The sequence below is a fragment of the Pseudomonas sp. App30 genome (assembly GCF_047947025.1).
Taxonomy (GTDB): Bacteria; Pseudomonadota; Gammaproteobacteria; order Pseudomonadales; family Pseudomonadaceae; genus Aquipseudomonas.
In genome coordinates, this window is record NZ_CP133165.1 from 1,326,124 (window position 1) to 1,352,618 (window position 26,495).

Genomic DNA, 26,495 nt, shown 5'->3' on the forward strand with positions numbered 1-26,495 from the left:
TTGAGCCAACTGATCGCGAGATCGGTTGGGTAATCCGAAAGGCCTTAGGTCGGACTTTCGAATTATCTCCTCATCAGGCTAATCACGGTTTTTGACCCGGCTTTTTGCCGGGTCTTTTTTTTAGTTTCTTCAGGCTAATGAAGAAGGGTGTTGCTTGAATTCGATGGCGCGCATGATAGCAAAGGACTATTGCTCGAGGAAAGCGCTCATCGCTAATTTTCAGCTAGCAAATCAGCTATTTAGCCGGAATTGTGGCAAATCGTTTCTTGAGAATAACTCTCAAATACACTAAGCTGCGCCTGCGTCAGGGAAGACGCCCCCTCACGGATGCGTTCGCAGCCCGCAATCGACCAGGCCCATGGCGGCCAGGAGGACGTTTCGATGACCCATCTGCTCACGCCCCTGCACAACCTTTTCCAGCACCAGCCGGTCGACCAGGGCCAGGATGCGCTCTACCTGCGCCTGAAGAAGTTGCCCCGCCGCGTGCAGCAGGTGTTCCTGCTCAGCCGCCTGGATGACCTGCCCTACCCGGCCATTGCCCAGCGCCTGGACCTGAGCGTGGAGCACGTCGAACGGGACATGCTGCAGGTGCTCGAACAATGCCGCAGCCCCGCTGGCAGCCAGGCGGCCAGCGCCTGGTACGTGAAGCTGCAGAACCCGCACACCACCGCCAGCGAACGCATCGACTTCCGCCGCTGGCTGGACGCCGACGCCACCCACCTGCAAGCCTTCCACGCCACCGAACTGCGCTGGCGGCAACTGCTGGCCGCCGCCAGGCACCTGGGCGAGTCGGGCTGGCAGCATCGCCGCCGCCACACCGGCCTGCTGGGCTGGGGCATGGCGCTGCTGGGGGCACTGCTGCTGGGCGGGCTGGCCGGCTGGATCTGACTGGCGCCACGCTTGCGTGTAAAGTACGAGCGTCCTCGACTTTATAAGGAAGCGAACAATGGCCGCGGCCCCCCTCACCTTCAGCGCTGATTTCGACAGCGGCAACATCCAGCTGCTCGACGCCAGCGACCCACGGCAGGTGCGCCTGGCGATCCGCCCGGACACCCACAGCGACCATTTCCAGTGGTTTCATTTCAAGGTCGATGGCCTGGCGCCTGGCCAGCCCCACGGCTTCAGCCTGACCAACGCCGGGCAGTCCTCCTACAAGAACGCCTGGGCCGGCTACAACGCCGTGGCTTCCTACGACCAGAAGACCTGGTTCCGCGTGCCGAGCCAGTTCGACGGCCAGGCGCTGACCTTCAGCTTCGAACCCGAACAGCCCCAGGCCTGGTTCGCCTATTTCGAACCCTACAGCCGCGAACGCCACGACTGGCTGATCAGCGAGGCCGTGACCCAGGCCGGCCTGCAGTTGCTGGCGGTGGGCAAGAGTGCCGAGGGTCGCGACCTGCAACTGCTGCGCAAGGGCGACGGCAGCGAAGGCAAGAAAAAGGTCTGGCTGATTGCCCAGCAGCACCCCGGCGAGCACATGGCCGAGTGGTTCATGGAAGGCATCATCGAGCGCCTCAAGCAGCGTGATGATGCCGAGCTGAACGCGCTGCTCGCCGAAGCCGACCTGTACCTGATCCCGCACATGAACCCCGACGGTTCGTTCCACGGCCACCTGCGCACCAACGCCAAGGGCAAGGACCTCAACCGCGCCTGGCAGGACGCCAGCGCCGAGTTCAGCCCCGAGGTGTTCTTCGCCCTGCAGCAGATGCAGAAATACGGCGTGGACCTGTTCATCGACGCCCACGGCGACGAGGAAATTCCTCACGTGTTCACCGCCGCCTGCGAAGGCAACCCGCAGTACACCCCGCGCATCGCCCAGCTCGAGCAGCGCTTCCGCGACCTGCTGTGCCAGCAGACCGCCGACTTCCAGCAGGTGCACGGCTATACCCGCGACGAGCCGGGCCAGGCCAACATGACGCTTGCGTGCAACGCCGTGGGAGCGAAGTTCGACTGCCTGTCGCTGACCCTGGAAATGCCGTTCAAGGACCACGACGACAACCCCGACGCGGTCACCGGCTGGTCAGGCAAGCGCTCGGCGCAGTTGGGCAAGGACGTGTTGAGCGTGATTGCGAAAATGGCTCGCGACCTGCGGTAACTGCGGACGCAGCCTGCGGCAGCTGCTACGGGAATGACCTCGTAGCAGCGGCCGAAGGCCGCGTCATGGGCGACTGGCCTTGTCCCCCGAGGTCATGCTCTGCAACACCCCGTCGCGGCGGATCCAGCCGTGGTACAGCGCCGCGCCCAGATGCGCCAGCACCGTCAGGAACAGCAGGTACGCCAGCAGCCCGTGGGCCTTGCGCAACAGCGCGTAGGTATGCGGCTCGGCCGGCAGTATCGGCGGCAGGTGCAGCGAGGCGCCCAGCATTACCGGGTCGCCGGCCGCCGAGAGCATGCCCCAGCCTACCAGCGGCAGCACCAACATCAACGCATACAGCAGCCAGTGCGATAGCTTGGCCGCCAGCTTCTGGATGCCCGGCAGGTCGGCCGGCAGTGGCGGCTGGCGGGTGCACCAACGCACCAGCAGGCGCACGATCACCAGCGCCAGGATGGCGATGCCCAGGGGCTTGTGCAGGTGCAGCAGCCACTCATGGCGCTCGGACACGGTGCTGACCATGCCCACGCCAATGAACAGCATGGCAATCAGCAGGATCGCCATCACCCAGTGCAACACCCGGGCAGCCGGGGCGAAATGTTCAGGGCGGGCTTTCATGGCTTGGCCTCCGCGGCGGGCGCATTGGCGCTGAGTTGATCGACTTCCGAGGTGCGGCGCAGGTACGAGCTGGCGTAGGCCGCCGAGCGCGCGGCCAGCAGTGGGTCGTTGGACGCCTCGATGCCGCTGGGCAGTATGGTCGGGTCATAGTTGACGTCGCGGCACTGCCCTGTGATCTGCGGCTGCATGCGCTCCACCACCAGGGTGCCGGCGTCCACGGTCTTGCGCCCGGCGGGCCAGGCCTTGCTGGCGTCGTCCACCGGGTCGCCCGGTTCGGCCAGGGTCATGCGCAGGGTCCAGCGCAGCGGGCCACCGGCCAGGCGCTGGGCCAGGTCGGCCTGGAGGAAATCGGCGCCGGCGTTGGGGCCGGCCGGGGTGCTGTCGGTCGCCTCGGGCACCACCGACCAGCGCACGGCCTGGCGCTGGCCGTCGGCGTTGTCGAGGTAGAAGGCGTTGATGCTGTTATAGGTTTCCGTGGCGTAGCTGGCCGACGGCTTGGCGCCCTTGACCCAGGCCAGGAACGGTCCGGTCTCGGGGTGGGCGGCGAAGAACGCCGGCATGGCGTCAGGCTTGGGCTTGCCGGTGGCCGGGTCCGGGGTGCCGGCCTTGAGCATGGCGTAGAAGGCTTCGGGCGTGCCCACCGGGAACACCGGCATGCTGTTCATGCCCGTGCGCCACTGCTGCCCGTTGGCCAGGTTGAAGCGCAAGGCGAAACTGCGCAACGGCACGCTGCTGTCCGGCGCATAGGGGTTGCCGCTGGGCAAGGCGAAACGCCCGACCACCGGCGTGCGGTCCTGGGCGAACACGCTGCTGCTGGACAGCGCCTGCAGCTGGCCGTTGCCCTCGAAATAGCCGATCACACACACGCCCTTGGCGTGGTTGCGACGGTAACCGGGGTGCACGCCGTTGTTGGTCTGCAGCGCGTTGACCAGGTCGCGGGGCTTGAGCCGGTCCGGGTCCAGGCGCCCGCTGACATAGGCAAAGGCGGCCACGGCAACGGCCAGGATCGCGGCGATGCCCAACAGGCGCACGGCCTTGTCGAACAGGGTCAAGGGTGGGGGCGTTGGATCAGGCATGAGCGACTCCAGAATCGGTGGGGTGCTATGAGACGAAGGCCAGCGCGATTTATTCCCTGTCCCGCCGCTGAATAATTTGAGGTTAGGCAAGTTGGAATAAAACGCCCCGTCATTCGTCTTGCTAGCCTCTGTACGAAATGCATCCCAGCTCGCCCATGCTGCGTTGAAAACAGGCTCGGAATGCTCATTTACAACCCGTAAACTCCGCTTCCTCGCCTGTTTTCGCCTTGCCTGGCCTTCGCTGGAATACATCTCGTACAGAGCCTAATCTTGAAACAGAGCCCCACCGTGCAGGCCGCCATGAACGAGTTTGATGATCAATTGCGTATCCTGTTGCCGCGCCTGCGCCGTTTCGCGTTGTCGTTGACTCGCGAGCCCAGTAGCGCCGACGACCTGGTGCAGAGTTGCCTGGAAAAGGCCTTGAGCCGGCGCGCCAGCAAGGACGCCGAGGGTGAGTTGCGCGCCTGGCTGTTCCAGATCCTGTACCGCCAGTTTGTCGACAACCACCGGCGCGCGCGCCGCTATGCGCGGTTGCTGGAGTTTTTCACCGGCCGCGATGACTATCAGCCGTCGGTGGAGCGCACGGTCATGGCCCAATCGGCCCTGCAGTCGTTCGACCGCCTCAGTGACGAGCAGCGCGCGCTGCTGCACGCCGTGGCCGTGGAAGGCCTGAGCTACCAGGAGGCCGCCACGGTGTTGCAAGTGCCCATCGGCACCGTCATGTCGCGCCTGTCGCGCGCCCGCCAGGCGCTGCGCCAGCTCAACGAAGGCGAGATCCATCGCCCTGCCCTGCGGATATTGAAATGATTACCTTGCCGCCGACCGAACACGACCTCCACGCCTACGTGGACCTGCGCCTGAACCCCGCCGACCGCCAGCGCCTGGAGACCTGGCTGAACAGCCATCCCGAAGCCGCCGCCCAAGTGAAAGGCTGGCAGAAAGATGCGCGCCTGCTGCGCTCGGTGCTGGGCAGCTCGCCCCTGGCCGACAACCCGGCGCTGGACCCGGCCACCCTGCGCGTGCGCCGCCGCCACCGTTACCAGCAACACCTGGCCCGCGCCGCCGTGCTGGTGCTCGCCGTGGGCCTGGGCGGCCTGGGCGGCTGGCAGGCCCACGAGGCCCGCCACCCCAGCGTGGCGCCGATGACCGATGCCCTGCAGGCCTACCGCCTATTCGCGCAGAAAGACGTGCTGCCCGCTGACTTCAAGGTCAGCGACGCCACCGCCCTGCAACCCTGGCTGGACCGCAACTTCACCAACGCCAAACGCCTGCCCGACCTTAGCCAGGCCGGCTTCAAGCCGGTGGGCGCGCGACTGCTCAGCACCGACCAGGGCCCGGCCGCCATGGTGCTGTACCAGGACGTGCGCGGCGCGCGGGTCACCTTCTACATCCGCCCGCCAGGCCCGGACAACAACCTGCTGCCACGCGGTTCGCGGCGTGAAGGCAATTTGCAGGCGGACTACTGGTCGGGCCCTGGGTACAACTACGCCGTGGTGGCCCCGGTCGACATTGCGCCGAAGACCCTGCAAAACCTGTAGCAGCGGCCGCAGGCCGCGTCAGCGCGCGGTTTTCCAGATACACCGCGGCGTGGCCGGACGCCGCCTTCGGCAGCTGCTACGCGGTTCCTGTAGCAGCGGCCGCAGGCCGCGTCAGCGCGCGGTTTCAGGTACACCGCGGCGTGACCGGACGCCGCCTTCGGCAGCTGCTACGGGGACTGGTGTCCGCTAGAACGCCACATCCACCACCACACTGTCCTGATACCCCCCCACCGGCGGCGTTACCTGGTCGGTGTACACCTTGCCATTGAAGTTGAACACCTGGCTCCCCGTCCCCGTGCCGTTGCCCGGGTTCACTTCGGCGTCGCTGCTGCTGCGCCGCGCCGCGCCGGTGCTGCCCCAGCGCACGCTGCCGGCGCTCTTGAACAGGTCGTAGGCCAGGTAGTTGCTGCCGGAGATCATGCGCCGCCGCCCGCCGGCGCTAAGCGGGTAGCCGCCATCGCTAAGGCCCACGGTGTAGGCGCTGCCCAGGGTGCAGGCCACGCTGATGCTGCTGTTCACCGTGGCAAAACCCAGCACCAGCGGCGCGCTGCCGAAGTCGAGGTTGGGCGCGGTGATCTGGCAGTCGTTGGTGACTTGCAGAGTGACCTGCATAGTGGTGGCGCCCGAACCGATGTCGCGGCCCAGGCAGATGGCGCCAATGCCGATGCCCGAGCAATAATTCCAGCTCCACGCCAGGTTCAGGGTTTCGGTGTAGATGCCCGCCGGCACGTTGCTGCCGATGATGGTCTTGAGGTACAGCGGCACCGACTTGGGCGAGGAGCCGGCCAGCAGGCCCAGGGCGTCGATGATCGAGTTGCGCGCAAAGTCGTAGGCCACGCCGCGGGTCAGCGGGTAGCTGGTGCTGTCGTTGGCGTAGACGGTGTAGCCGATCACCGCGCCGCTGCTACCGACCTGCAGGCCGGCCTGGCTGGAGGTCACGGTGAGGTAGAAGTGATCGCCACTGCCCAGCAGGCTCAGCAACGACCCGGTACAAGTCAGCGCGCCATTGGTGGTGGACGTGGACTGCACCGTGGTGCGCAGCAGCACCGAACTGACCTGGCCAAAGGTGGGCGGCGTTGGCGTCGAGATCGCGCAGGCAGCCTGGGCCCCGGTGCCGGCCGCCAGCAGCGCCAGGCCCGCCGCCAAGCACGCCTTCACTGGCACACCAACGGCCCCAACAGGGGCACCTCGCCCTGCTGCTGCACGTCCAGGTCGAACTGCACCCGGCACTGGCTGCCGTCGCCCCGCTCCACCACCAGGCTGTTGTGCGCCGCCAGGTTTTCCAGGTACACCAGGCCGTCCCAGCCGACCACGGTGCGCGCGCCACTCTGTTCGTGCAGCACGTTGCTGCCCAGGGCCAGGTGTTGCTGGTTGGCGTCCACCAGCACCAGGCTGGCGGCCACGACCCGGGTCAGCGGGAACTCCAGCAGGTAGCCACTGCCGCGGCGCACGGCCACGCGCTGTTCTACCGATGGGCTGCGTACGTTGGCCGGCAGGTTGAGCGGGTCGATCTCGTATTTGCCGCGGTAGTAGCCGCTGGTCCACGGCACCAGCAGGTGCCCGCTGCGGTCGGTGTCGCCGACGCGCTGGTTTTCGTAGCGCACCGGCACACCGCCGTAGCCGTCGGTGCTCACCAGCACGAAGGCGTCGTCGATGCGGTTGGCGGCGAACAGGCTGCCGTCCATCCACACCAGCGAACCAGCGGCGTCGGCCCAGCGCGTGGTCTGCTCGCTGGTGCCATAGGCGCCCACCTGCAATTGCACCGACTGCAAGCGCCAGGTCGCATCGGCCTGGCGGTAGGTCTGCTGGTCGCCGCGCGAGTAGCCCAGGTTGTAGCCGACGCCGCCCTCGGTGGGCACCGCGCGGCTGTAGTTGACCCGTTGCTGGGTCTGGCCCTGCTGGTTGCGCTCGATGCCAACGCTGAGGTTGCCGCGCAGGTCGATGGGTATGGTCACCTGCGCTTGCACGGCCCAGTTGCTGGCGCCGATTTCATGGTTCGCCGACAGGTAGAAACTGCTGTTGCCCCACAGCGGTTTGCTCCAGGTGAGGTTGAGCAGCCGGGTGCGCGAATCGTCGCCGGCGCGCACGTCGAAATAGCCGGCGCCCAGGCTGCCGTAGCGGTCCAGGTTGACGCTGAGGGTGGCCTGCTGGCTGCGCTGGCTCATGCGCGTGTAGGGCGAGTCCACCAGGGTCAGGTCGGCATAGTCGTCGCGACGTTGCAGGCGTTGGTAATTGAAGCTGAAACGCGAGTTGTTGTACTGGTAGCCCAGGCTGTATTGCTGGCCGCCGAGGCCGTCGTAGCGGCTTTGGCTGACGGCGGTGTTTAGCACGCCGAGTTTGCCCAGGCGCAGGTTGCCGCCCACGCCGCCCAGGTTCAGGGACTGCGCCGCTTCGGCGTGGCCCTCCAGGGTCAGGTAGTCGCTGAGGCCATAGCGCACGCTGCCGGTGGAGGCGCCGGGGCCGTAGGCAAAATCCTTGAGGCCGTAGTCCCGGCGCACGCTGCCCGCCGCCACGGAGAAATCCATCAGGCCTTGCTGCAACAAAGTGCTGGTGACGTAGAACGGCAAGGTGGTGGACACCTGCCGCCCCAAGGCGTCGGTGGTCACCACCACCGCCTCGCCGGCCCCGTTGATGTAGGGGATGTTGGTGAGGGTGTAGGGGCCAGGCTGCAATTGCGCGCTGGTGCTCTTGTAGCCGTTGATGAACAGGTCCACCGACGACGGCACCGCCGCCTCGCCGGCAAACGCCGGCAATGGGTAGGTGACCAGGTCCGGGCGCACGGAAAAGTCCCGTGACAGCTGCACGCCGCCCAGGCGCACCGAGTTGCTCCACGGCAAGGAACCGCTGACCAGGTCGCCGGCCTCCACGGTCAGCAGGCGCTCGTCATCACTGTAGCGCCAGGTGGTGTCGTAACGGCGGAAACGGCTGGTGTCCGCGTAGGCATTGCCCGACAGGCTCTGGCGCAGCTGCCCGGTGCTGGACACCGTGCCCCAGCTGTCGAAAATGCGCAGCTCGTTGTAGGCCGCCAGGTAGCGGCCCAGGTCGTCGGTGTCGTTCAGGTACAGGTCGTAGTTGAGCAGCGCGCCGAAGCTGCTCATGGCCTGGCTGCGCGGGTAGGCCTGGCTGCTGCCTATACGCTGGGCCGGCAGCCAGTCGGGCGGCACGTCCAGCAGCAGGCGCTGGGCCTGGCTGTCGTAGTCGGTGTGCAGGCCCTGCACGCTGTCCAGCGCCACCTCGGGGCCAGCGACACCCGACAGTTTCAGCCCGGCGGCCTGCAGGTCCGACAGCGGCAGGTAGAGTTGCCCGGCCCGTTGTTGCACCTGCACCACGCGGCCCGTGCTCATCTGGTTGACCACCAGTTCAAGGTACAGCGACGCATCGGGCACAGCCTCCTGGCCGGTGGGCGGCGGCGGTAGCTCCCCGGCCAGCGCGGCACAGGGGTACAACAGCCACCCCAGGGTGAACCACGTCAGTGTCGAGGGGCATCCGTGCCGATCGATGGGGCATCTCCCTTATCAAGCCAACCACGAAAACGCCGCTCAGCGCGCAGGCGCCAGGGCTTGCGGCGCGTCACCGCCATTGACCCGGCCTTGCAACGCCGACACCTGCGCCGTTGCCGGCAGCGGCCAGCGCATGCTCGCCCCCGGCAGCACGTAGCCCAGCAGGCCCTCTCCCAACGCCCGGCGCTGCGCGCCCTGCTGCAGCGCCACGTCCGTGAGGCGCGCGTGCACCGGGCCCTGGTTGCGGATCTCGACGAAGTCCTTGCCGCCCTCGCTGACCGTGCGCCAGGTCAACGCCGGCACGCCCGCGCCCTTGGGGTCGCGCTCGCGGCTGGGGTCGGGCTTGCTCCACAGGCCGGCGCCGTAGGCGAACAGCGGTACTGAATAGCGCATCTGGAAACGGATGGCCGCGGCAGTCTTGCCCTGGCCGTCCGGCCCCGGCGCCTGGGCAGCGGGAATCTCGTCGATGATGATGCGGTAGGCCTGCTCCTGGCCCGGCGGTATTTCCCGGGTGCGGGTCAGCCGTACCAGCTGCTTCTGGCCGGGCGCGATGTGCGCCACCGGCGGGCTGCCGATCACGTCGCGCTGGTTCTGGTATTGGTCATCGAAACCGCTCTGGCTCCAGCCGAACACGCGGATCTGCAAATCGGCCGGCTCGCTGCCACGGTTCTCCAACCACAGCGCGCTGGCCTGCTGGTCGGCCTCCAGCACCGGGTCGATGGGCCAGATCAGCACCGAACTGGCCGCCTGCACCGCGAACGGCAACAGCACCCCACAACACACACTGCCCCAACGCCACATACATTCACTCCACCGCCAACATTCGAGGGCGCCCCGGCTTACCAGGACAATTCCACTTGCAAGACATCGCTGTAGCTGCCCGCCGGCACATTGCCCGGCAGGCTCAGCCGGCCATAGATCGGCAGGCTGATGTTGGTTGAATCGCTGTACGCCACGGTGACGCTCTGGCTGATGCCAAGCGCCTGGCTGTAGGCCGCGTCGCGAAACAGTTGGTAGGCCACCAGCGCGCTGCCGGCCTTGAGGTTGCGCGAGGTGCCGGCGTTCTGGCCGCCGTCCACCTTCATGTTCAGGGTCACCCCCGGGGTGCACTGCAGCTTCACCCCGGTGCCGGGCACCGCCGCCGTTGCCGTGCCGGTGGCCAGCGCCGACCAGCTGCCGAAGTTGAGGCTGCCGTAGTTGCTGCCGCCACCCACCACCAGGCAACCGCTGGTGATGGCGGCGTTGACCAGGAAGGTGCTGGTGGTGGCGGCGTCCAGCGGCCAGGGCGCCGCCAGGCTCGCCAGCAACAGCGCGCCCTTGAGGCCGACCATGGCTAGAACGTCAGCTCGACCGCGACCGTGTCCGTGTAGGTGCCCGCCGGCAGCCCGGCGACGCCGATGGCGCGGCCATAAAGGTTGACCGTCTGCGCCACGCCGGTGCTGGTCGCCAGGCTGATGGTGCCGTCAATGGCCAGCAGGTTGGAGAAGCCGGTGTCGGTGAAGAAGTCGTAGGGCACGAAATGCCCGGCGCCGTCGGCCAGCGCCCGGGCGCCACCGGTGGCCTGGCCGTCATGGCTGCCGGCGCGCACCTTGACCACCGGCACGGTGCCGGCCGAGCAGAGTATCGACATGGCCCCGCCGCCACCGCCCAGCACCTGGCTGCTGGCCTGGGTGAACAGGCTGCTGGTGGTGCCGAAGTTCAAGCTACCGAAATTGATATTGGTGCTGCCGGCCACGCCGTTCACCAGGCAGCTGCTGGTCAGCACCAGGCTGGCGGTAACCTGGCCGGTGACGGTGGTGGCGGCCTGGGCGGCGGGCGTCAGCGCAGCCAGCAAGGCCAGGGCCGGTAACAGGGCGGCAGAACGAAAAGCCTGTGCGTGCATGATTCACTCCTTGTGTTACCAGTGCTTGTGTTACCAGTTCAGGGTCACCCGCAGGGTGTCGCGGTAGATGCCCGCCGGCAGCGCGCGGGGGTTGGCCACCACGGCGCCGAAGATCGGGATGGGGATTTGCCCGCCACTGCTGACGGCGAAGGTCTTCTGCTCGCCGATGCTGTAGCGCTCGGTGCCGGCGGCGTTCTGATACAGCTGGTATGGGATGGTGCGGCTGCCGTTGCTCAGGCGCCGGGTGGTGCCGTCGCCGTTGGCGCCGCCATCGATGGTGACGCTGAAGCCGGTGACCGTCGGGTTGCAAGCCACCTGCAGGGCGCTGCCGCCGTTGGCGACGTTGGCGCCGATGGGCGCGTTCCAGGTAGGGCCCTGGTCGCCGAAATCCAGGGCGCCCAGCGAGCCGGTGGCCAGGGTGCTGCCGGCGCTTTGCACCTCACAGCCGGCGGTGATCACCAGGCGCGCCTGGATCTGCCCGCTGACGCCATTGACCGCGGCCACGGCATGGCCGGCCCACAACAGCGCGAGCACGGCGGCCAGCCAGTGGCCTACCATGTCACGGTCACCTTCAACAGGTCACTGTATTGCCCGGCACGGGGCACCTGGGCCAGCGGTTCGATGCGGGCGTACAGCGGCAGTTCGATGGTGCCGGTGGCCGGCACGCGGCCGCTTAGCGGCTGATCGACAGCAAAAGGCACGCGGCGCGCCGGGTCACTATAGAGGCGGTAGGGAATGGCGTTGCCAGCAGCGCTGGCCAGGTAGCGCACGTCGCCCACCCCGCCGTGCTGGCCGCCGTCGACCTGCACCTGATAAGAGGTGTCGGGGTTGCATTCGAGGCGCGGCAGGCGGGTGCGGGGCAGTTGCGCCGACAGTGGGCCAGCGGGGTCGTCCAGGCGCGCGGCGCTGCCGAAATCCAGCAGCCCCAGGTGTTGCGGGCCAGCGTCGCGCACCTGGCCCAGCAGCACGCAGCCGCGCTGCACGTTCACGCGCACCTCGACCTGCAACTCCGTGGCCAGTGCCGGGCCGCCGAGCATCAGGCTCGACAGCGCGGCGATCGCTAATCCCTTCACACCCTCACTCCTTGCGAGGCGCATCCGTGAACTGGAGGCTAGCATTCGAGGCAGAAGTTGCCACTTCGGTCAGCGTATTGATACACGCACAAGCCTTGCCTGGCGCGCGCCAGCAGCGGGTTTTCAGCCCTTTTTGTCAAAGTTGATGCGTGACGCGCCAGAGGCAATCGTCGTCTTGATGCACCGGGTAAAACGTTTCAGCTACCAGCTGTCATACCTTGGTACTGATCCGGTCAAGTCCTGGCGCAACAGGTCGATGCACTGATCAGGCACCCCATTAAAAATCTGCCGCCCAAAGGTCCCGAACCCGATGAACCCTTTCCGCTTTCTCCGCCAGGCCACATCGAACGCCCCCGGGACCGCCAGCGTGCTGTGCACCTTCAACGCGCTGGGCAGCACGCTGCAAGGCGTGAAGCTGACGCCCACGTTCATCGCCGGTTTCATCTCGCCGCACCTGGACCTCGACGCCGTGGCCCGGCAACTGCGCCAGCGCTTCCCCCAGGCCACCCTGAGCCTGTGCACCACCGCCGGCGAGCTGTGCAGCGCCAGTGACGCGCTGTACTGCAACGCCCAGGGCCAGTGGGACCGCATCGTGCTGCAACTGTTCGACGCCAGCGTCATCGCCAGCGCCGAGCTGGTCAGCGTGCCGCTGCTGTCCGAAGACATCCGCGCCGGTGGCAAGCGCCTGCCCATGCGCGAACGCATCGCCAGCCTGGCGGCCACCCTCAAGCGCACGCGGGTCAGCCTGCCCATCGACAACCGCGACACCCTCGCCTACGTGCTGTTCGACGGCCTGTCCGCCTCGGAATCGTTCTTCATGGAGGCGCTGTACGAGTCCGGGCGCTTCCCCTGCCTGTTCGTCGGCGGCTCGGCGGGCGGCAAGGACGACTTCAAGGCCACCCTGTTGCACGACGGCCAGCGCAGCTACCAGAACCACGCGCAGATCGTCTTCCTCAAGTGTGCGCCACAGGTGCGCTTCGGCGTGTTCAAGAGCCAGAATTTCGAGCCCACGAAGCTGTCGTTCAGCGTGCTTACCGCGTCGCTGGAAGAGCGCTACATCCACCAGGTGTTCGACGCCGCCGGCAACATCAAGACCATGGTCGCGGCCCTGTGCGACGCGTTCAAATGCGCCCCCAACCAGCTGGACAAATACCTGGCCGAATACTCCTTCGCCATTCGCGTGGGCGAGGAGCTGTTCGTGCGCTCCATCGCCCGCATCGACTACGCCCGCGAGACCGTGCACCTGTTCTGCGACGTGGCCCCCGGCGAAGAGCTGGTGATGGTCAAGCGCACCTCGCTGCGCGATTCTACCCAGCGCGACTTCCAGCGTTTCCTGCAGGGCAAGGGCGGCCAGCCGCTGGTGGGCCTGCTCAACGACTGCATCCTGCGCCGGGCCAACAACGCCGGCAAACTGGGCGAGATGACCGGGGTGTTCGGCGACGTGCCGGTGGCCGGCTTTTCCACCTTCGGCGAGATCCTGGGGCTGAACCTGAACCAGACGCTGACCGCGATCTTCTTTTTCAAGGTGGCCAACGACGCCACGTTCAGCGACGACTACATCGACAATTTCGCCAGCCACTACGGCGAGTTCAAGGCCTTCTTCCTGCGCCGGCAGATCCAGAAGCTGGCGGGTTTGAACCGCGTGGTGGTCAAGCAGATCGACGCCTTCAAGCACCAGCAATTCACCAGCAGCCTCGACACCCACGGCCTGGACGCCAGCGTGCTGCCGGTGTTCGACGGCCTCGCCGACCTGGGCATGGTGCTGTCCCAGGCCACCCACCAGCAGGAAGAGATTGCCCGGCAGCTGCAGCACTACTCCGGCGAGCTGCACCTGTCCATGGACGAGCTGACCGGCACCATCAACCAGCAGAACAGCGTCACCGCCCAGGCCGGCAACACCGTGGCCGGGCTATCCAGCCACGCCGACCAGGTGGTGGGCAGCGCCCGTGACCTGGCGCAGTCGAGCCTGCGTATCCAGTCCATCGTCCAGGTCATCCAGCAGATCGCCGGGCAGACCAACCTGCTGGCCCTGAACGCCGCCATTGAAGCCGCGCGTGCCGGCGAGACCGGGCGTGGCTTCGCGGTGGTGGCGGATGAGGTGCGCAAGCTGGCGGAGATCACCCGCAAGAACGCCGGCGAGATCGGCGTGGACATCGACGCCCTGGCCGGGGAGATCCAGAACGTGGCGTTGCAGATCGAGGAGCAGTCCACGGCCGTGGGCACCCTGCGCGAGCTGCTCGGCGACCTGGAGAATTCAAGCCGGATGACCGAGGGCACGTCCCAGCGGACCAAGAAAATCGCCGATACGCTGACCGGCCTTACGCATCTGGACGGGCGTTAAACCGCCGGCGTGCGCACGCAGTCTTCCGGCGCCACCAGCCGCCCCTGCTGCGAACGCACCTGCAGGGGCGCCAGCGGCTGGCGGGCGTCGGCGTCCAGCAGCAGGGAATGGGCTTCCCCCGCCTGATACAGGTGCTGCTCGCCCCACTGACGCAGCGCGACCACCACGGGAAACAGCGCCCGCCCTTGGGCCGTCAGCACGTATTCCTTGTAGGCGCTGCCGTCCGACGCCGGGCACAGGTCGAACACCCCCGCCTCCACCAACGCCTTGAGCCGCGCGGCCAGGATATTCTTCGCCAGGCCCAGGCTTCGCTGGAACTCACCGAAGCGTCGCAGGCCGTCGAAGGCATCGCGCACGATCAGCAGCGACCAGCGCTCGCCGACTGCCTCCAGGCTGCGATACACGGGGCATTGGGCTTGTTGCGGGGCGCTGGGTGAGGTCATGGCAGGGTACCGGTCGGGTGCATGTGGTTGCATATTAAAACCAGAATTGCTACAAACGCAAAATCTGGTTTCTTTTTGAAACCTCATTACCAGACAGGACAGCCCCGCCATGACTCAGCTCTCACCGCGCCTCACCTGGCTGCTGGCGCTGACCGCCGGCCTGGCGGTCGCCACCGTGTACTTCATCCAGCCGCTGCTCCGCTCGATCGGCGAGAGCCTGGGCGTGGCGCCTGGAGAGCTGGGGTTGCTGGTCACCCTCACCCAATGCGGCTACGGCGCCGGGCTGCTGTTGATAGTGCCGCTGGCCGAGCGCCTGGACCGCCGGCGCATGATCATCGGCCAGCTGCTGCTTTCCTGCGCGGCACTGGTGCTGGGTGCGCAGGCGGGCCAGTGGTGGTTGCTGCTGGCGGCCATGCTGGGGGTGGGGCTGATGGCCGTGGTGGTGCAAGTGGTGGTGGCCTACGCCGCCAGCCTGGCCAACCCGGCGCAACGGGGCCAGGTGATTGGCACGGTCACCAGCGGCATCGTCGTCGGCATACTGCTGGCCCGCCTGCTGTCGGGCGCGGTCGCCGACGTGGGTGGCTGGCGCCTGGCGTTCGCCGGCTTCGCCGGGCTGATGCTGGGCATGGCGCTGCTGCTGGGCAAGGCCATGCCCGGGCCGGCCGCCGTGGCCACACGGCAGACCTATGGGCAATTGCTGCGCACCATGGCCCGGCTGTTCCTGCACCACCGCCTGCTGCGCCAGCGCGGTGTGCTGGCGATGCTGGTGTTCGCCGACTTCAGCATCCTCTGGTCGAGCATGGTCCTGCCCCTCAGCGCCCCGCCGTGGTCACTCAACCACTTCCAGGTCGGCCTGTTCGGCCTGGCCGGCATCGTCGGCGCCCTGGGTGCGGCCCGGGCCGGGCGCTGGGCCGACGCCGGCCTGGCCCGCCGCACCAGCGGCTGGGCCCTGGTGCTGCTGGCCGGCGCCTGGCTGCCGATCGCCTGGGCGCCGTCCAGCCTCTGGGCGTTGCTGCTGGGCGTGCTGATGCTGGACTTCGCCGTGCAGGCGGTGCACGTCACCAACCAGAGCCTGCTGCTGGCGGAGCCATCCCAGGGGCAAAGCCAGCTGATCGGCGCGTACATGTGTTTCTATTCGGTGGGCAGCGCGCTGGGGGCGCTGGCGGCCACCCAGGTGTATGCGCAGTGGGGCTGGCTGGCGGTGTGCGCGCTGGGCGCCGCGGTGGCGCTGCTGGCGTTGGCCTGGTGGCTGCTACAGGTGCCAGGCCTTGGAAAATATTCCTACACATTTTTCAGACCACGTCGGGATAGGTAAACCCGTCCATCACCGATAACCTGCGTGCACCCACCGAGACAGGATATCGACGTGAACACCTTCGAAACAATTGAACAATCATTCGACGATGTGGAATGGTGCAAGGAATGCAAGCACTTCGAATTCAAGCGGCCTCATCCGCAAATCGTCTGCACCTGCAGTGTATTGGTAGTCTTGCGCCAGTCAGATGGCACCGCATGTGTCGTCTGCAGCGAGCGGCCTGACAACTACGGCACATCGGTTACTTTGGGCGTGGTGGATATCCGCGACGCGGTGATTGCGGCACTTGAGCTTCAAGGTCCGTTGCTATGGTTCGAACACTACCCCACGGGGACGGATACCTGGATCGACAGCTACACGGTAAACCAGGTGCTTTTCAACGCTCATGGCTGGCCGGGCCATGACGCGCGTATCTCGTGGCACAGTGCAGCAAAGATCTGCAATCTCGCCCCCGAAGTTCTTGCGTGGGGATACCATGATGAACTCGGATAATGACCATGTCCGCCCGTCAGCCAGGCTCGAACTGAAGTGGCGTCACGTGGCCACCCGGTTGGCAGCAAAGGTCATGGCGGTACATTTCGAGGCAGGCGCTGACGCGAGCCATGTCATCGATGAGTTTGTCATTCGCCAGGCGCTGCGAGAGGTACTGATCGACCTGCTATCCACGTCCTTCGTCTCGACCAAAGAGGCCTCCTATCCAAACAGTCGGCGCCGCATGGACCTGACCGTTGGCCCTTGCAACGCTTCCATTGACTTTGCCATTGAGTTGAAAGGAACAGGCGCATCAATTGAGCAACTAAGGGAAGATTGGAAAAAAATGTTGCTATTTACGAGAGGTAATCGCATCTCCATTCTATCGGGAATTGTCTCGGCTCATCGGTTTGCACGGTTGTCCAAGAGACTTGACGAAATCAATCGAGACCTGGGCCAGCAAAACGAGGTGCATCAAGTGGCGCACGACTCTTTCAGGCTTTCATCTGAAGTGGCGGAAGCGTCTGCCAATTCGGAGAAAACACTCATATCTTTTGCGTATATCTGGCACATCGGCGGTCCTGACCAGCCGGTTCCAACAGTTGCTTACCATCTGCTTCCGGTTTGATTACCGCGTCACGGGCTTCCGTTTTGTACCAATAACACCACACCTGGAACCTGTTTGGGGGGCGAAGTCCGACTATCGCCCACCCCTTCACCCACCGCGCTGGCCCCCACCCCGCCGCTTTTGCTTAAATACCCGCCACGGCCCACCGTGGGCCTCCTGTCCAGTATGAGGAAAGCCCCTTGGCCGCGTTACCGCCAAAGAAATCCTGGTTCAAGTCCCGCCTGGGCAACGCCCTGGGCCGCCGCCACCTGGGGCGCGGGGCGCAGATCACCGAGTACTTCCAGCACAAGGCCCAACAGCAGGGTTATACCCTGAGCCACGGCCAGCAGCAGGTCATCGACAGCATGGCCGAGCGCGTGGAGCCGCTGTTGCAGGACGACGTGGCGCAGCCGCGCAGCCTGTACCTGTACGGCGCCGTGGGGCGCGGCAAGAGCTGGCTGCTGGATGGTTTCTACCAGGCGTTGCCGATGGCCCATAAACGCCGCCTGCATTTCCATGACTTCTTCGCCCGGCTGCACGAAGGCATGTTCCGCAACCGCGAGCAGGCCAATGCCCTGGAAACCACTCTGGACGAGCTGCTCAGCGACTGCCGGGTGCTGTGTTTCGACGAGTTCCACGTGCACGACATCGGCGACGCCATGCTGCTGACCCGCCTGTTCAAGGCGCTGGATGCGCGCGGCATCTTCCTGATGGTGACGTCCAACTACCCGCCCGAGGGCCTGCTGCCCAACCCGCTGTACCACGAACGCTTCCTGCCGGTGATCCGCCTGATCAACGCGCAGATGCAGGTCATGGAAGTGGGCGGCGCCCAGGACTACCGCGCCCTGCCCAGCGCCGCCAGCGAGCAGCAATTCACCCTGGGGCACTACGTGTGGCCGGGCACTGCGGCCCAGCGCCAGGCGCTGAAGCTGCCGGCCGCCGACCTGCCGCCCTTCCCCCTGGCCGTGGGCAAGCGCCAGCTGCGGGCGCGCATGAGCCATGAGCGGACCATTCATTTCACCTTCGACGACATCTGCGAGCAGCCTACCGCGGTGATGGACTACCTGGACCTGAGCGGGCGCTTCGACACCTGGATCATCGACCACCTGCCACTGCTGGACGAGTGCTCGATTGCCGTGCAACAGCGCTTCATCAACCTGATCGACGTGCTGTACGATCAGGACAAGCGCCTGATGCTGATCAGCGAGCGGCCGCTGGCCGAAAGCCTCGCCGGCCAGGCCATTGACCTGGCCCGCACACGCAGCCGGCTCGGCCAGCTTCAGGAGCACGCAGTCCCGTGACATTGTGGGAGCTGGCTTGCCAGCGAGCCGTTGGCGTCTGAAAAGCTCGCTGGCAAGCCAGCTCCCACTTCCAAGGACGAACACCCCATGGCCACCCTGCACCTGCTCTGCGGCAAGATCGCTTCCGGCAAATCCACCCTGGCCACGCGCCTCACCGAGGCGCCGAACACCGTGCGGCTGAGCGAAGACGTGTGGCTGGCCCGGCTGTACAAGGACCAGCTGCACGACGTCAGCGACTACGTGCGCTGCGCCGCCCTGCTGCGCGACGCCATCGGCCCCCACGTGGAGTCCCTGCTGCAATTGGGCGTCAACGTGGTGCTCGACTTCCCCGCCAATACCCCGGCCAACCGCCTGTGGATGCGCGGCCTGTTCGAGCGCAGCGGCGCCGAGCACCTGCTGCATGTGCTGCAAGTGCCCGACGAGGTGTGCAAGGCACGCCTGCGCGCACGCAACGCCAGCGGCGAACACGCGTTCGCCGCCAGCGACGCGCAATTCGAGCTGATCAGCCGTTACTTCAGCGCACCCGCGGCCGAGGAAGGCTTCAACGTGGCGTCAACCACGGCCTAGCACTGCCGCGATCTCCTCCAGGATCAGCGGATCGTCCAAGGTCGGCGGCGGCGCGAACACCTCGCCGTCGGCGATCTTGCGCAACACCGCGCGCAAAATCTTCCCCGAGCGGGTCTTGGGCAGCCGCTTGACCACCTGCACCCGGCGCAGGCAGGCCAGCGCGCCGATGTGCTCGCGCACCTGGGCCACCAGCGCCTCTTGCAGGCCGCTGGCGTCGACACCGTCCTTGAGCACCACCAGGGCCATGGGCACCTGGCCCTTGATGTCGTCGTGCACGCCAAACACCGCGCACTCGGCCACCGCCGGGTGCGCCGCCACCAGGTCTTCCATCTCGCCGGTCGACAGGCGGTGCCCGGCCACGTTGATGACGTCATCGGTGCGACCCATGATGTAGACGAAACCGTCCGCGTCCAGGTAGCCGCCGTCACCGGTGTGATAGTGCCCGGGATAGGCGCGCAGGTACGCTTGCAGGTAGCGTTCGTGGTCGCGCCACAGGGTCTGGCAGCACCCGGGCGGCAACGGCAGGGCGATGACGATGTCGCCCTGCTGCCCCGGCCCGCACTCGCGGCCTGCTTCGTCCATCACCCGCACCGCATAACCGGGCACCGCGCGGTTGCTGGAACCGGCGCGGGCGCCGGAACCGTCCAGCCGTGCACAGGGCGCGGTCACCGGCCAGCCGGTCTCGGTCTGCCACCAGTGGTCGTGCACCGGCTTGCCGGTGATGGCTTCCAGCCAGGCGTGGGTGCTGGAGTCGAGTTTTTCCCCGGCCAGGTACAGGCAGCGCAACGTGCTCAGGTCGTGGCGCGCCAGCAGCAGGCCATCGGGGTCTTCCTTGCGGATCGCGCGCAGGGCCGTGGGCGCGCAGAACAACGCATTCACCCGGTATTGCTCAATGATGCGCCAGTAGCTGCCGGCATCCGGGGTGCGGATCGGCTTGCCCTCGTACATCACGCTGGTGCAGCCGGCCATCAGCGGCCCGTAGACGATCAGCGAATGGCCCACCACCCAGCCGACGTCGGAGATGCCCCACCACACATCTCCCGCCTGCAGGCCGTAGACCTGCTCCAGGGCGAAACGCATGGCCACCGCGTGGCCGCCGTTGTCGCGGACGATGCCCTTGGGCCGGCCTGTGGTGCCGGAGGTGTACATGATGTACAGCGGGTCGCCACTGGCCAGCTCCACCGGACCTACCGGCTGGGCGTCCTGCACCTCGCGTTGCCAGTCCAGATCCCGCCCCGGCGCCAGGCTGGCGGTGAGTTGCGGGCGCTGCCACAGCGCCACGCGCACGGGTTGGTGCCGGGCCAGTTCCAGGGCCCTGTCCAGCAGCGGCTTGTAGGGCACCACGCGGTCAAACTCCAGGCCGCAGCTGGCGGTGAGAATCAGCACCGGCCGGGCGTCGTCGATGCGCACCGCCAGCTCGTTGGCAGCGAAGCCGCCGAACACCACCGAGTGCACCGCGCCCAGGCGCGCGCATGCCAGCATGGCGATGGCGGCCTGGGGAATCATCGGCAGGTACAGGATCACCGTGTCGCCCTTGCCCACCCCCAGGCTGCGCATCCAGCCGGCCAGTTGCGCCACCTCGTCGCGCAGCTGGCGGAAGCTAAAACGCTGCTGGCTGCCGGACACCGGCGAGTCATAGGCCAGCGCGGTCTGCTCGCCACGGCCCTGCTCCACCTGGTAGTCCAGGGCCAGGTAGCTGGTGTTGAGGCGGCCGTCGGCAAACCATTCATGGGTGCGGTCGGGGCGTTCGTGAAGGATTTGCGTGGGGGCGCGGAACCAGGCCACCCGCTGGGCCTGCGCGGCCCAGAAGGCGGCAGGGTCGGCGAGCGACTGTCGATAGGCGTGCTGATAGTTCATGAATCCTGTCCTGGATTGTTGTTATGGGACGGGCGAAAGCTGAGTATGGCCGCTATGATGGGCATCGCGAATTTTCCAAGACGAGCCCTATGGATACCCTTGCCCTTCTGAAGGCCGGCAAACTGGCCGGCAGCACCCGCCTGGACCTGGCCTGTGGCCTGACCGAGTTCCCCCGCGAGATCTTCGAGCTGGCCGACACCCTGGAGGTGCTCAACCTCACGGGCAACGCCCTGCGCAGCCTGCCCGACGACCTGCACCGGCTGGCCCGGCTGAAGATTCTGTTCTGCTCCAGCAACCAGTTCACCGAGCTGCCGGCCTGCATCGGCCAGTGCCCGCAGCTGAGCATGGTGGGCTTCAAGTCCAACCGTATCGCGCAGGTGCCGGCCGCCGCGCTGGGGCCCAAGCTGCGCTGGCTGATCCTGACCGACAACTGCATCGAGGCGTTGCCGGACGAGATCGGCGACTGCCACTTGATGCAGAAATTCATGCTGGCCGGCAACCGCCTGACGCAGTTGCCGGCGAGCATGGCCAAGCTGCACAAGCTGGAGCTGCTGCGCCTGTCCGCCAACCGCCTGGCCGCCCTGCCCGACTGGCTGCACAGCCTGCCGAGCCTGGCCTGGCTGGCCTGGGCCGGTAACCCGATGAGCGCCGCGTTCACCACGCCCCACGACGAGGACGGCATCACCGCCGACATCGCCTGGCAGCAGTTGCAGTTGGAGCAGAAACTGGGCGAAGGCGCCTCGGGCATCATCCATCAGGCGCAATGGGGCGACACGCCGGTAGCGGTCAAGCTGTACAAGGGCGACATCACCAGCGACGGCACGCCGCTGAACGAGATGAACGCCTGCATTGCCGCCGGCCTGCACCCCAACCTGATTCGTATCGAAGGCAAGCTCAAGGGCCACCCCGAAGGCGTGGCGGGCCTGGTGATGGACCTGATCGGCCCGGCGTTCATCAACCTGGCCGCGCTGCCCAGCTTCGACACCTGCAGCCGCGACGTGTACCCCGAGGGCACGCGGTTCACCCCGCAGACCTTGCTGGCCATGGCCCAAGGCATGGCCTCGGTGGCGGCGCACCTGCACCGGCACGGCATCAACCACGGCGACCTGTACGGGCACAACACCCTGTACAACGCCCAGGGCGACTGTTTGCTGGGGGATTTTGGCGCCGCCTCGTTCTACCCGCAGGACGGCAGCCAGCTGGCCGCGACGCTGCAACGCATCGAGGTGCGGGCGTTCGGGATCTGGCTGGGGGAATTGATCGAGCGCTGCGAGGGAGTGGATCAGCGCTGGGTGGCGTTGCAGCAGGCGTGCGTGCAGCCCGACGTGCTGGCACGCCCGGACTTCAATGCCCTCACCACGGTATTGGCGTAACCACCACGAACGCGTAGCCGCTGCCGCAGGCTGCGCTGGCCGCTGAGTACGCTGGAGATCTCCAGCGTGGACAAGGGCCAGCGCAGCCTTCGGCAGCGGCTACAGGTGGGCAGTTGCGGCGGGGTTGCGGCAGGTTTAGCCGGCCAGGCCCACGTACACGTTCTGCACGTCGTCGTTCTCGTCGATGGCTTCCAGGAACGCCTCGACTTCGGCCATGTGCTCGTCGCTCAGGCCGGACACCGGGTTCTTCGGCATATAGCCGATTTTCGCCGATACCACGTTGAAGCCTTGCTCCGGCAGGGCCTTGCACACCGCGTCCAGGTCGGCGAAGTCGGTGACGAACAGGGTCGAACCCTCTTCCTCGCCCGCTTCGAAATCCTGCGCGCCGGCTTCGATGGCGGCCATTTCCGGGTCAGCGTCGGCGCTGGCCGGGGTGGCTTCGATCATGCCCACGTGGTTGAAGTCCCACGACACCGAACCTTCGGCGCCCAGGGTGCCCTTGCGGAACAGCACGCGGATCTGCGAGACGGTGCGGTTGACGTTGTCGGTCAGGCACTCGACGATCACCGGCACCTGGTGCGGGGCGAAGCCTTCGTATTTGACCAGGGTGTAGTTGACCGCTTCGCCACCGATGCCCGCGCCTTTCTTGATGGCACGTTCCAGGGTCTCGCGGGTCATGGAGGCTTTCTTCGCCTGCTCGATGACCAGGCGCAGGCGCGCGTTGGTGTCGGGGTCGGTACCGGCCCGCGCGGCAATCGAAATTTCCTTGGACAGCTTGCCGAAGATACGCCCTTTGGCGTTGGCTGCTGCTTCTCTGTGTTTAGCTTTCCACTGTGCGCCCATTTCAACTCTCTTTCTCTGGCGCCGATACCGGTATCGATCAGCGCATGGCGCCAGTTTATACGCCCTTAAACCGGCAATCGACAAAAAATCCCGGTCAGTCTGCCGAGACCTGACCGGGCAACGTCACCGCGCTTGAACCTTCAGGTGCGCAGGGCCTTGGCCGCCAGCGGCGTCGGCGCGCTGGCCAGGGGCTCCTGGCTGAGCGCCGCCGGGCGGCTGTTCCAGTGCGGCACCAGCACCGCGGCGGCGAACAGCGCGCAGCCGGCAAAGACGATGAACACCGTCACCGTGTCGAAATAGCCGGGCAACAGCCCGCCCAGCACCGCGCCCACCGAGCCGCAGCCGTTGACGAAGCCGGCAGCGGTGGCGCCGGCCTTGGCGGTGCCGAAGTCGATGGCGGCGGCGCCGCTGATCATCGAGTCGGGGCCGTACAGGGTCAGGCCCATCACGAACAGCAGGCTCACCACCAGCAGCACGCTGCCGGTGTGCATGGCGCCCATGAACAGCGCCAACGTCACGGTCAGCGCCAGCAGGCTGAGCACGCAGGCCGGCATGCGCCGCGCGCCGAACAGCTTGTCCGAGGCCAGGCCGATCATGATCGGCCCCAGCAGCCCGGCCAGCTCGAAGGCCGTCGGCACGATGGCCGCACCGACCTTGCCCACCGACGGCATCTGCTCGAAGACGATCACCGGCCCCCACAGCAGAATCGCGTAGCGCGCCGGCTTGAGCATGAAATACGCAAGGCCCAGGACCAGCACGGTGCGGTTGCGCAGCACCTCGCGCAACGGCGCCCAGACGCTGCTGACGTGGGCAGCGGCCTGGCGCTCGGGCTCCGGTTCCACCGCCGGCAGGCCGACGTCCTCGGGCTTGTTGCGCTGGAAGATGAAGAACAGCAGCGCGACGCCGGCGACCACCACGGCGCAGCTGATGAACGCCGCCTCCCAGTTGCCGAACACGTCGTAGGCCCACCAGCCGGCGAACGGCGAAGCCACCAGGCCGCCGAAGGCGTAGCACGAGCTCCACCAACCCAGCACCTGGCCGCGCTCGCGGGCCGGGAAGAAGCTGCCGATGTTCTTGCACAGCCCCGACCAGCCGGTGGACTGCGCCAGGCCCTGCACCAGCATGCAGCTGGCGAACACCGGGAAGGTCGCCCAGGTGCCCATCACCAGGGCCGCGGCGGCAGAAATCAACAGGCCGCCGAGCACCACCACCCGCGGCCCGAAGCGGTCGGCGAGCATACCCCAGGTGAACTGGCCCACGGCGTAGGCCGCCAGGTAGATACCGTCGAGGTTGGCCATGGCCATCTTGTCGAGGTGAAAGGTAGGGTCGTCGGCGATGCCGAGCTTGGCCACCGAGAAGGCCTTGCGGGTGAAGTAGAAAGCGGCGTAGGCCAACCAGGTGATGGCGAAGATCTGCATACGCCAACGCTTGATGGTTGCGATGTGCTGAGTCATGTGAGTCTGACCTCGGGGATGAGTGTGCCGGCAGAATTGAAGAAAAATTGCCTTCGTTCTTATTGTGTTGCGCACTTCAGGGGCGGGCCCGCACCTGGTCAGAGGAGGCGCGTGGGCGCCCCCGGCCCGTTGCGATTTCTGCGTCGGACAATCGGGCTGGACATGATGGAAACAATTCCATAACCATAAGGGAAATCGATTTATCGTATTTCACACATAAGCCCAGCTTCTAAGGTGCACACCATGGCCGTCTCCAACGCACAACTCAAGGCGTTCCATGCCGTGGCGGTCCACGGCAGCTTCACCCGGGCCGCCGAGCGGCTGTTCCTGACCCAGCCGGCCATCTCCGACCAGGTGCGCAAGCTGGAGGAGCGCTTTGGCGTGCTGCTGTTTCACCGCAACAAGCGCTCGGTGCGCCTCACCGACCTGGGCGAGCGCCTGCTGGGCGTTACCCAGCGCCTGTTCGCCTGCGAGAACGAGGCCCAGGAGCTGCTGCAGGCCTCCCAGGCGCTGCAGACCGGCAGCCTGGTGCTGGCGGTGGACGCGCCGGTGCACGTGCTGCCGCAGATCGCACGGTTCTGCCAGCGCTACCCCGGCATCAACGTCAAGGTGGAGACCGGCAACACCGACGACGCCCTCACCCGCCTGTTCAGCTACCAGGCCGACCTGGCGCTGCTGGGCCGCGACGTGGACGACGAGCGCCTGTTGGTCATACCCCTGCGCGATGCGCCCATGGTGGCGTTCGTGGCCCACAGCCATCCCTGGGCCGGGCGCCAGGCCATTCACCTCGCCGACCTCGACGACACGCCGATGGTGCTGCGCGAAACCCGCTCGGTCACCCGCCAGACCCTGGAGGCGGAGATGCACGGCCGCGGCCTGCGGGTGCGCGCGGCCATCCAGGTGGAAGGCCGGGAGGCGGCGCGCGAAGCGGTGGTGGCGGGGATTGGCGTGGGCGTGGTGTCGGCCGCCGAGTTTGGTGCCGACTCGCGGGTGTGCGTGCTGCCGATCCTGGACTGCACCCGGCGCCTGACCGAAAACCTGGTGTGCCTGAAGGAGCAAAGCAACCGCCGGGTGGTGGCAACGTTCTTGGACATCATGCGCGAGAGCCTGTAACCCTCGGCTGCTACGCGAATGCGTATACCGCTTGGACCGCGTTGCCTGCATCGCGGCCAAGGCCGGCTCCTACCACGTACGCGGTAGGAGCCGACTTTAGTCGCGATGCAGACGACGCCATTTCAAAACAGTTGCTGCTACGGGGGTGGGGCCAGGTCGAGGAAGGCGCGAATCAGCCGCAGCTCGCGCCGGCGTTCCAGGCAGCCGATCATGTGCCGGTTGACCAGCCCCTCGCCGCGCACCGGCACCGCCACCACCCGCGGGTCGTGGCTGACCTCCACCGACGAGACAATGCCAACCCCCAGCTGCGCCGCCACCGCCTCGGTCACTGCCTCGCGGCTGTCCAGCTCCAGCAGCACCCGCGGCGCCACCCCAACCTCGGCGCACGCCTGGTCAAAGGTGCGGCGGGTGATGGAATGGGGCTCGCGCAGCACCATGATCTGCTCGTGCAACTGCGCCAGGTCGATGGCCTGCCCGGCCCACTCATGCCCCGCCGGCACCAGCGCGCAGATCTGCGACGGGCTCAACGCCTGCAGGTGCAGGCCCTTGCGCGGCTCCACCTCGGTCATCACCGCCACGTCAGCGTGCTCAGCGGTCAGCGCCGCCAGGGTTTCCTGGGCGTTGCCCAGGCGCAGGTTGACGGTGATGCCTGGGTACCGCTCGCGCAAGCTGGCCAGCATCGGCATCACCCGGTGCGGGCCATCGGCGGCCACCTCAAGGCGCCCGGTGAGCAACTGGCGGTTGGCCTCCAACATCGCCTGGGCCTCCTCGGCGAGGCTGAACATGGCCCGGGTGATGGCTGCCAGCTTGGTGCCCTCCTCGGTCAGTTCCACTCGTCGGGCGGTGCGCCGCAACAGCGTCAGCTGGTAGTGCTCCTCCAGCGCCTTGATGTGCCCGGTGACCGCCGGCTGGCTGATGAACAGGCGCTCGGCGGCGCGGGTGAAGCTGCCCTCGCGGGCCACGGCGTCGAATGCGCGCAGCTGGAAAAGGTTCATGAATCGGCCTGACTTATAGTTGGGATAACAATAAACAAT

At 66.7% G+C, this 26,495-nt stretch carries 26 protein-coding genes; 12 read left to right on the forward strand and 14 right to left on the reverse strand.

The genetic code is table 11. The features are described 5' to 3' along the window. Positions 1 to 381: 381 nt before the first annotated feature. Both RAM80_RS05825 and RAM80_RS05830 read left to right on the forward strand, forming a co-directional pair. Positions 382 to 888 (forward strand): sigma factor-like helix-turn-helix DNA-binding protein, encoded by a 507-nt coding sequence (locus RAM80_RS05825; RefSeq protein ID WP_416425278.1) that lies wholly within the window; start codon positions 382 to 384, stop codon positions 886 to 888. Between the two features lie 58 nt (positions 889 to 946). Beyond that, positions 947 to 2,092, forward strand: a complete 1,146-nt coding sequence (locus RAM80_RS05830) for a M14-type cytosolic carboxypeptidase (protein ID WP_416425279.1) — start codon at positions 947 to 949, stop codon at positions 2,090 to 2,092. 63 nt (positions 2,093 to 2,155) lie between these two features. On the opposite strand, the gene RAM80_RS05835 is transcribed toward RAM80_RS05830, so the two are convergent. Continuing rightward, entirely contained in the window at positions 2,156 to 2,707 is a 552-nt protein-coding gene (locus RAM80_RS05835) for a cytochrome b (RefSeq protein WP_416425280.1), read from the reverse strand. Next, entirely contained in the window at positions 2,704 to 3,783 is a 1,080-nt protein-coding gene (locus RAM80_RS05840) for a catalase family peroxidase (protein WP_416425281.1), read from the reverse strand. The genes RAM80_RS05835 and RAM80_RS05840 overlap by 4 nt, the downstream gene beginning before the upstream one ends. Before the next feature lie 300 nt (positions 3,784 to 4,083). Between RAM80_RS05840 and RAM80_RS05845 the strand changes: the two genes are divergently transcribed. Both RAM80_RS05845 and RAM80_RS05850 read left to right on the forward strand, forming a co-directional pair. Next, positions 4,084 to 4,590 (forward strand): sigma-70 family RNA polymerase sigma factor, encoded by a 507-nt coding sequence (locus RAM80_RS05845; RefSeq protein ID WP_416427420.1) that lies wholly within the window; start codon positions 4,084 to 4,086, stop codon positions 4,588 to 4,590. Continuing rightward, a complete protein-coding gene (locus tag RAM80_RS05850; protein ID WP_416425282.1) occupies positions 4,587 to 5,321 on the forward strand; it encodes an anti-sigma factor family protein in 735 nt (244 codons plus the stop codon). Before RAM80_RS05845 ends, RAM80_RS05850 begins: the two co-directional genes overlap by 4 nt. Before the next feature lie 186 nt (positions 5,322 to 5,507). On the opposite strand, the gene RAM80_RS05855 is transcribed toward RAM80_RS05850, so the two are convergent. The 7 genes from RAM80_RS05855 to RAM80_RS05885 all read right to left on the reverse strand — a co-directional run bounded on the left by RAM80_RS05855 (position 5,508) and on the right by RAM80_RS05885 (position 11,740). Next, positions 5,508 to 6,479 (reverse strand): spore coat U domain-containing protein, encoded by a 972-nt coding sequence (locus RAM80_RS05855; protein ID WP_416425283.1) that lies wholly within the window; start codon positions 6,477 to 6,479, stop codon positions 5,508 to 5,510. Then, positions 6,476 to 8,767: a fimbria/pilus outer membrane usher protein gene (locus RAM80_RS05860; protein ID WP_416425284.1), complete on the reverse strand. Its 2,292-nt coding sequence runs from the start codon at positions 8,765 to 8,767 to the stop codon at positions 6,476 to 6,478. The genes RAM80_RS05855 and RAM80_RS05860 overlap by 4 nt, the downstream gene beginning before the upstream one ends. A 93-nt stretch (positions 8,768 to 8,860) precedes the next feature. Next, positions 8,861 to 9,622, reverse strand: coding sequence for a molecular chaperone (locus tag RAM80_RS05865; protein ID WP_416425285.1), 762 nt, complete (start codon positions 9,620 to 9,622; stop codon positions 8,861 to 8,863). A gap of 38 nt (positions 9,623 to 9,660) precedes the next feature. Next, on the reverse strand, positions 9,661 to 10,152 hold the full coding sequence (locus tag RAM80_RS05870) for a spore coat U domain-containing protein (protein ID WP_416425286.1): 492 nt from the start codon (positions 10,150 to 10,152) through the stop codon (positions 9,661 to 9,663). 2 nt (positions 10,153 to 10,154) lie between these two features. Beyond that, positions 10,155 to 10,703, reverse strand: a complete 549-nt coding sequence (locus RAM80_RS05875; RefSeq protein ID WP_416425287.1) for a spore coat U domain-containing protein — start codon at positions 10,701 to 10,703, stop codon at positions 10,155 to 10,157. Positions 10,704 to 10,733: 30 nt separating this feature from the next. Beyond that, the gene (locus tag RAM80_RS05880; protein ID WP_416425288.1) at positions 10,734 to 11,261 is read right to left on the reverse strand and encodes a spore coat U domain-containing protein; all 528 of its coding nucleotides are present in this window, start codon (positions 11,259 to 11,261) and stop codon (positions 10,734 to 10,736) included. After that, positions 11,255 to 11,740, reverse strand: a complete 486-nt coding sequence (locus RAM80_RS05885; RefSeq protein WP_416427421.1) for a spore coat U domain-containing protein — start codon at positions 11,738 to 11,740, stop codon at positions 11,255 to 11,257. Before RAM80_RS05885 ends, RAM80_RS05880 begins: the two co-directional genes overlap by 7 nt. A gap of 346 nt (positions 11,741 to 12,086) precedes the next feature. Here RAM80_RS05885 and RAM80_RS05890 point away from each other — a divergent pair, with 346 nt between their 5' ends. Beyond that, the gene (locus RAM80_RS05890; RefSeq protein WP_416425289.1) at positions 12,087 to 14,117 is read left to right on the forward strand and encodes a methyl-accepting chemotaxis protein; all 2,031 of its coding nucleotides are present in this window, start codon (positions 12,087 to 12,089) and stop codon (positions 14,115 to 14,117) included. On the opposite strand, the gene RAM80_RS05895 is transcribed toward RAM80_RS05890, so the two are convergent. After that, positions 14,114 to 14,560 (reverse strand): winged helix-turn-helix transcriptional regulator, encoded by a 447-nt coding sequence (locus RAM80_RS05895; RefSeq protein ID WP_416425290.1) that lies wholly within the window; start codon positions 14,558 to 14,560, stop codon positions 14,114 to 14,116. The two genes, RAM80_RS05890 and RAM80_RS05895, sit on opposite strands and share 4 nt — an antisense overlap. A gap of 109 nt (positions 14,561 to 14,669) precedes the next feature. On the opposite strand from RAM80_RS05895, the gene RAM80_RS05900 reads away from it, so the two are divergent. The 5 genes from RAM80_RS05900 to RAM80_RS05920 all read left to right on the forward strand — a co-directional run bounded on the left by RAM80_RS05900 (position 14,670) and on the right by RAM80_RS05920 (position 18,821). Next, entirely contained in the window at positions 14,670 to 15,875 is a 1,206-nt protein-coding gene (locus RAM80_RS05900) for an MFS transporter (protein ID WP_416425291.1), read from the forward strand. A gap of 51 nt (positions 15,876 to 15,926) precedes the next feature. After that, on the forward strand, positions 15,927 to 16,367 hold the full coding sequence (locus tag RAM80_RS05905) for a hypothetical protein (RefSeq protein WP_416425292.1): 441 nt from the start codon (positions 15,927 to 15,929) through the stop codon (positions 16,365 to 16,367). Next, on the forward strand, positions 16,351 to 16,974 hold the full coding sequence (locus tag RAM80_RS05910) for a hypothetical protein (RefSeq protein ID WP_416425293.1): 624 nt from the start codon (positions 16,351 to 16,353) through the stop codon (positions 16,972 to 16,974). Before RAM80_RS05905 ends, RAM80_RS05910 begins: the two co-directional genes overlap by 17 nt. Positions 16,975 to 17,153: 179 nt before the next feature. Then, positions 17,154 to 18,254: a cell division protein ZapE gene (zapE, locus tag RAM80_RS05915; RefSeq protein WP_416425294.1), complete on the forward strand. Its 1,101-nt coding sequence runs from the start codon at positions 17,154 to 17,156 to the stop codon at positions 18,252 to 18,254. Positions 18,255 to 18,341: 87 nt separating this feature from the next. Continuing rightward, positions 18,342 to 18,821, forward strand: coding sequence for an AAA family ATPase (locus RAM80_RS05920; RefSeq protein ID WP_416425295.1), 480 nt, complete (start codon positions 18,342 to 18,344; stop codon positions 18,819 to 18,821). Here the strand turns inward: RAM80_RS05920 and RAM80_RS05925 are convergent. Beyond that, positions 18,807 to 20,678, reverse strand: a complete 1,872-nt coding sequence (locus RAM80_RS05925) for an AMP-binding protein (protein WP_416425296.1) — start codon at positions 20,676 to 20,678, stop codon at positions 18,807 to 18,809. The genes RAM80_RS05920 and RAM80_RS05925 overlap by 15 nt on opposite strands. Positions 20,679 to 20,767: 89 nt before the next feature. Between RAM80_RS05925 and RAM80_RS05930 the strand changes: the two genes are divergently transcribed. Next, complete coding sequence (locus RAM80_RS05930) at positions 20,768 to 22,051, forward strand: leucine-rich repeat-containing protein kinase family protein (protein WP_416425297.1); 1,284 nt, start codon at positions 20,768 to 20,770, stop codon at positions 22,049 to 22,051. Positions 22,052 to 22,186: 135 nt separating this feature from the next. Here RAM80_RS05930 and RAM80_RS05935 read toward each other — a convergent pair whose 3' ends face one another. Both RAM80_RS05935 and RAM80_RS05940 read right to left on the reverse strand, forming a co-directional pair. Then, positions 22,187 to 22,894: a YebC/PmpR family DNA-binding transcriptional regulator gene (locus RAM80_RS05935; protein ID WP_027978204.1), complete on the reverse strand. Its 708-nt coding sequence runs from the start codon at positions 22,892 to 22,894 to the stop codon at positions 22,187 to 22,189. A gap of 140 nt (positions 22,895 to 23,034) precedes the next feature. Next, positions 23,035 to 24,348 carry an MFS transporter gene (locus RAM80_RS05940; protein WP_416425298.1) on the reverse strand — a complete coding sequence of 438 codons (1,314 nt, stop codon included), beginning with the start codon at positions 24,346 to 24,348 and terminating at the stop codon, positions 23,035 to 23,037. A gap of 243 nt (positions 24,349 to 24,591) precedes the next feature. On the opposite strand from RAM80_RS05940, the gene RAM80_RS05945 reads away from it, so the two are divergent. Further along, complete coding sequence (locus tag RAM80_RS05945; protein ID WP_416425299.1) at positions 24,592 to 25,461, forward strand: LysR substrate-binding domain-containing protein; 870 nt, start codon at positions 24,592 to 24,594, stop codon at positions 25,459 to 25,461. 137 nt (positions 25,462 to 25,598) lie between these two features. On the opposite strand, the gene RAM80_RS05950 is transcribed toward RAM80_RS05945, so the two are convergent. Continuing rightward, positions 25,599 to 26,456 carry a LysR substrate-binding domain-containing protein gene (locus RAM80_RS05950; RefSeq protein ID WP_416425300.1) on the reverse strand — a complete coding sequence of 286 codons (858 nt, stop codon included), beginning with the start codon at positions 26,454 to 26,456 and terminating at the stop codon, positions 25,599 to 25,601. Positions 26,457 to 26,495: the final 39 nt, after the last annotated feature.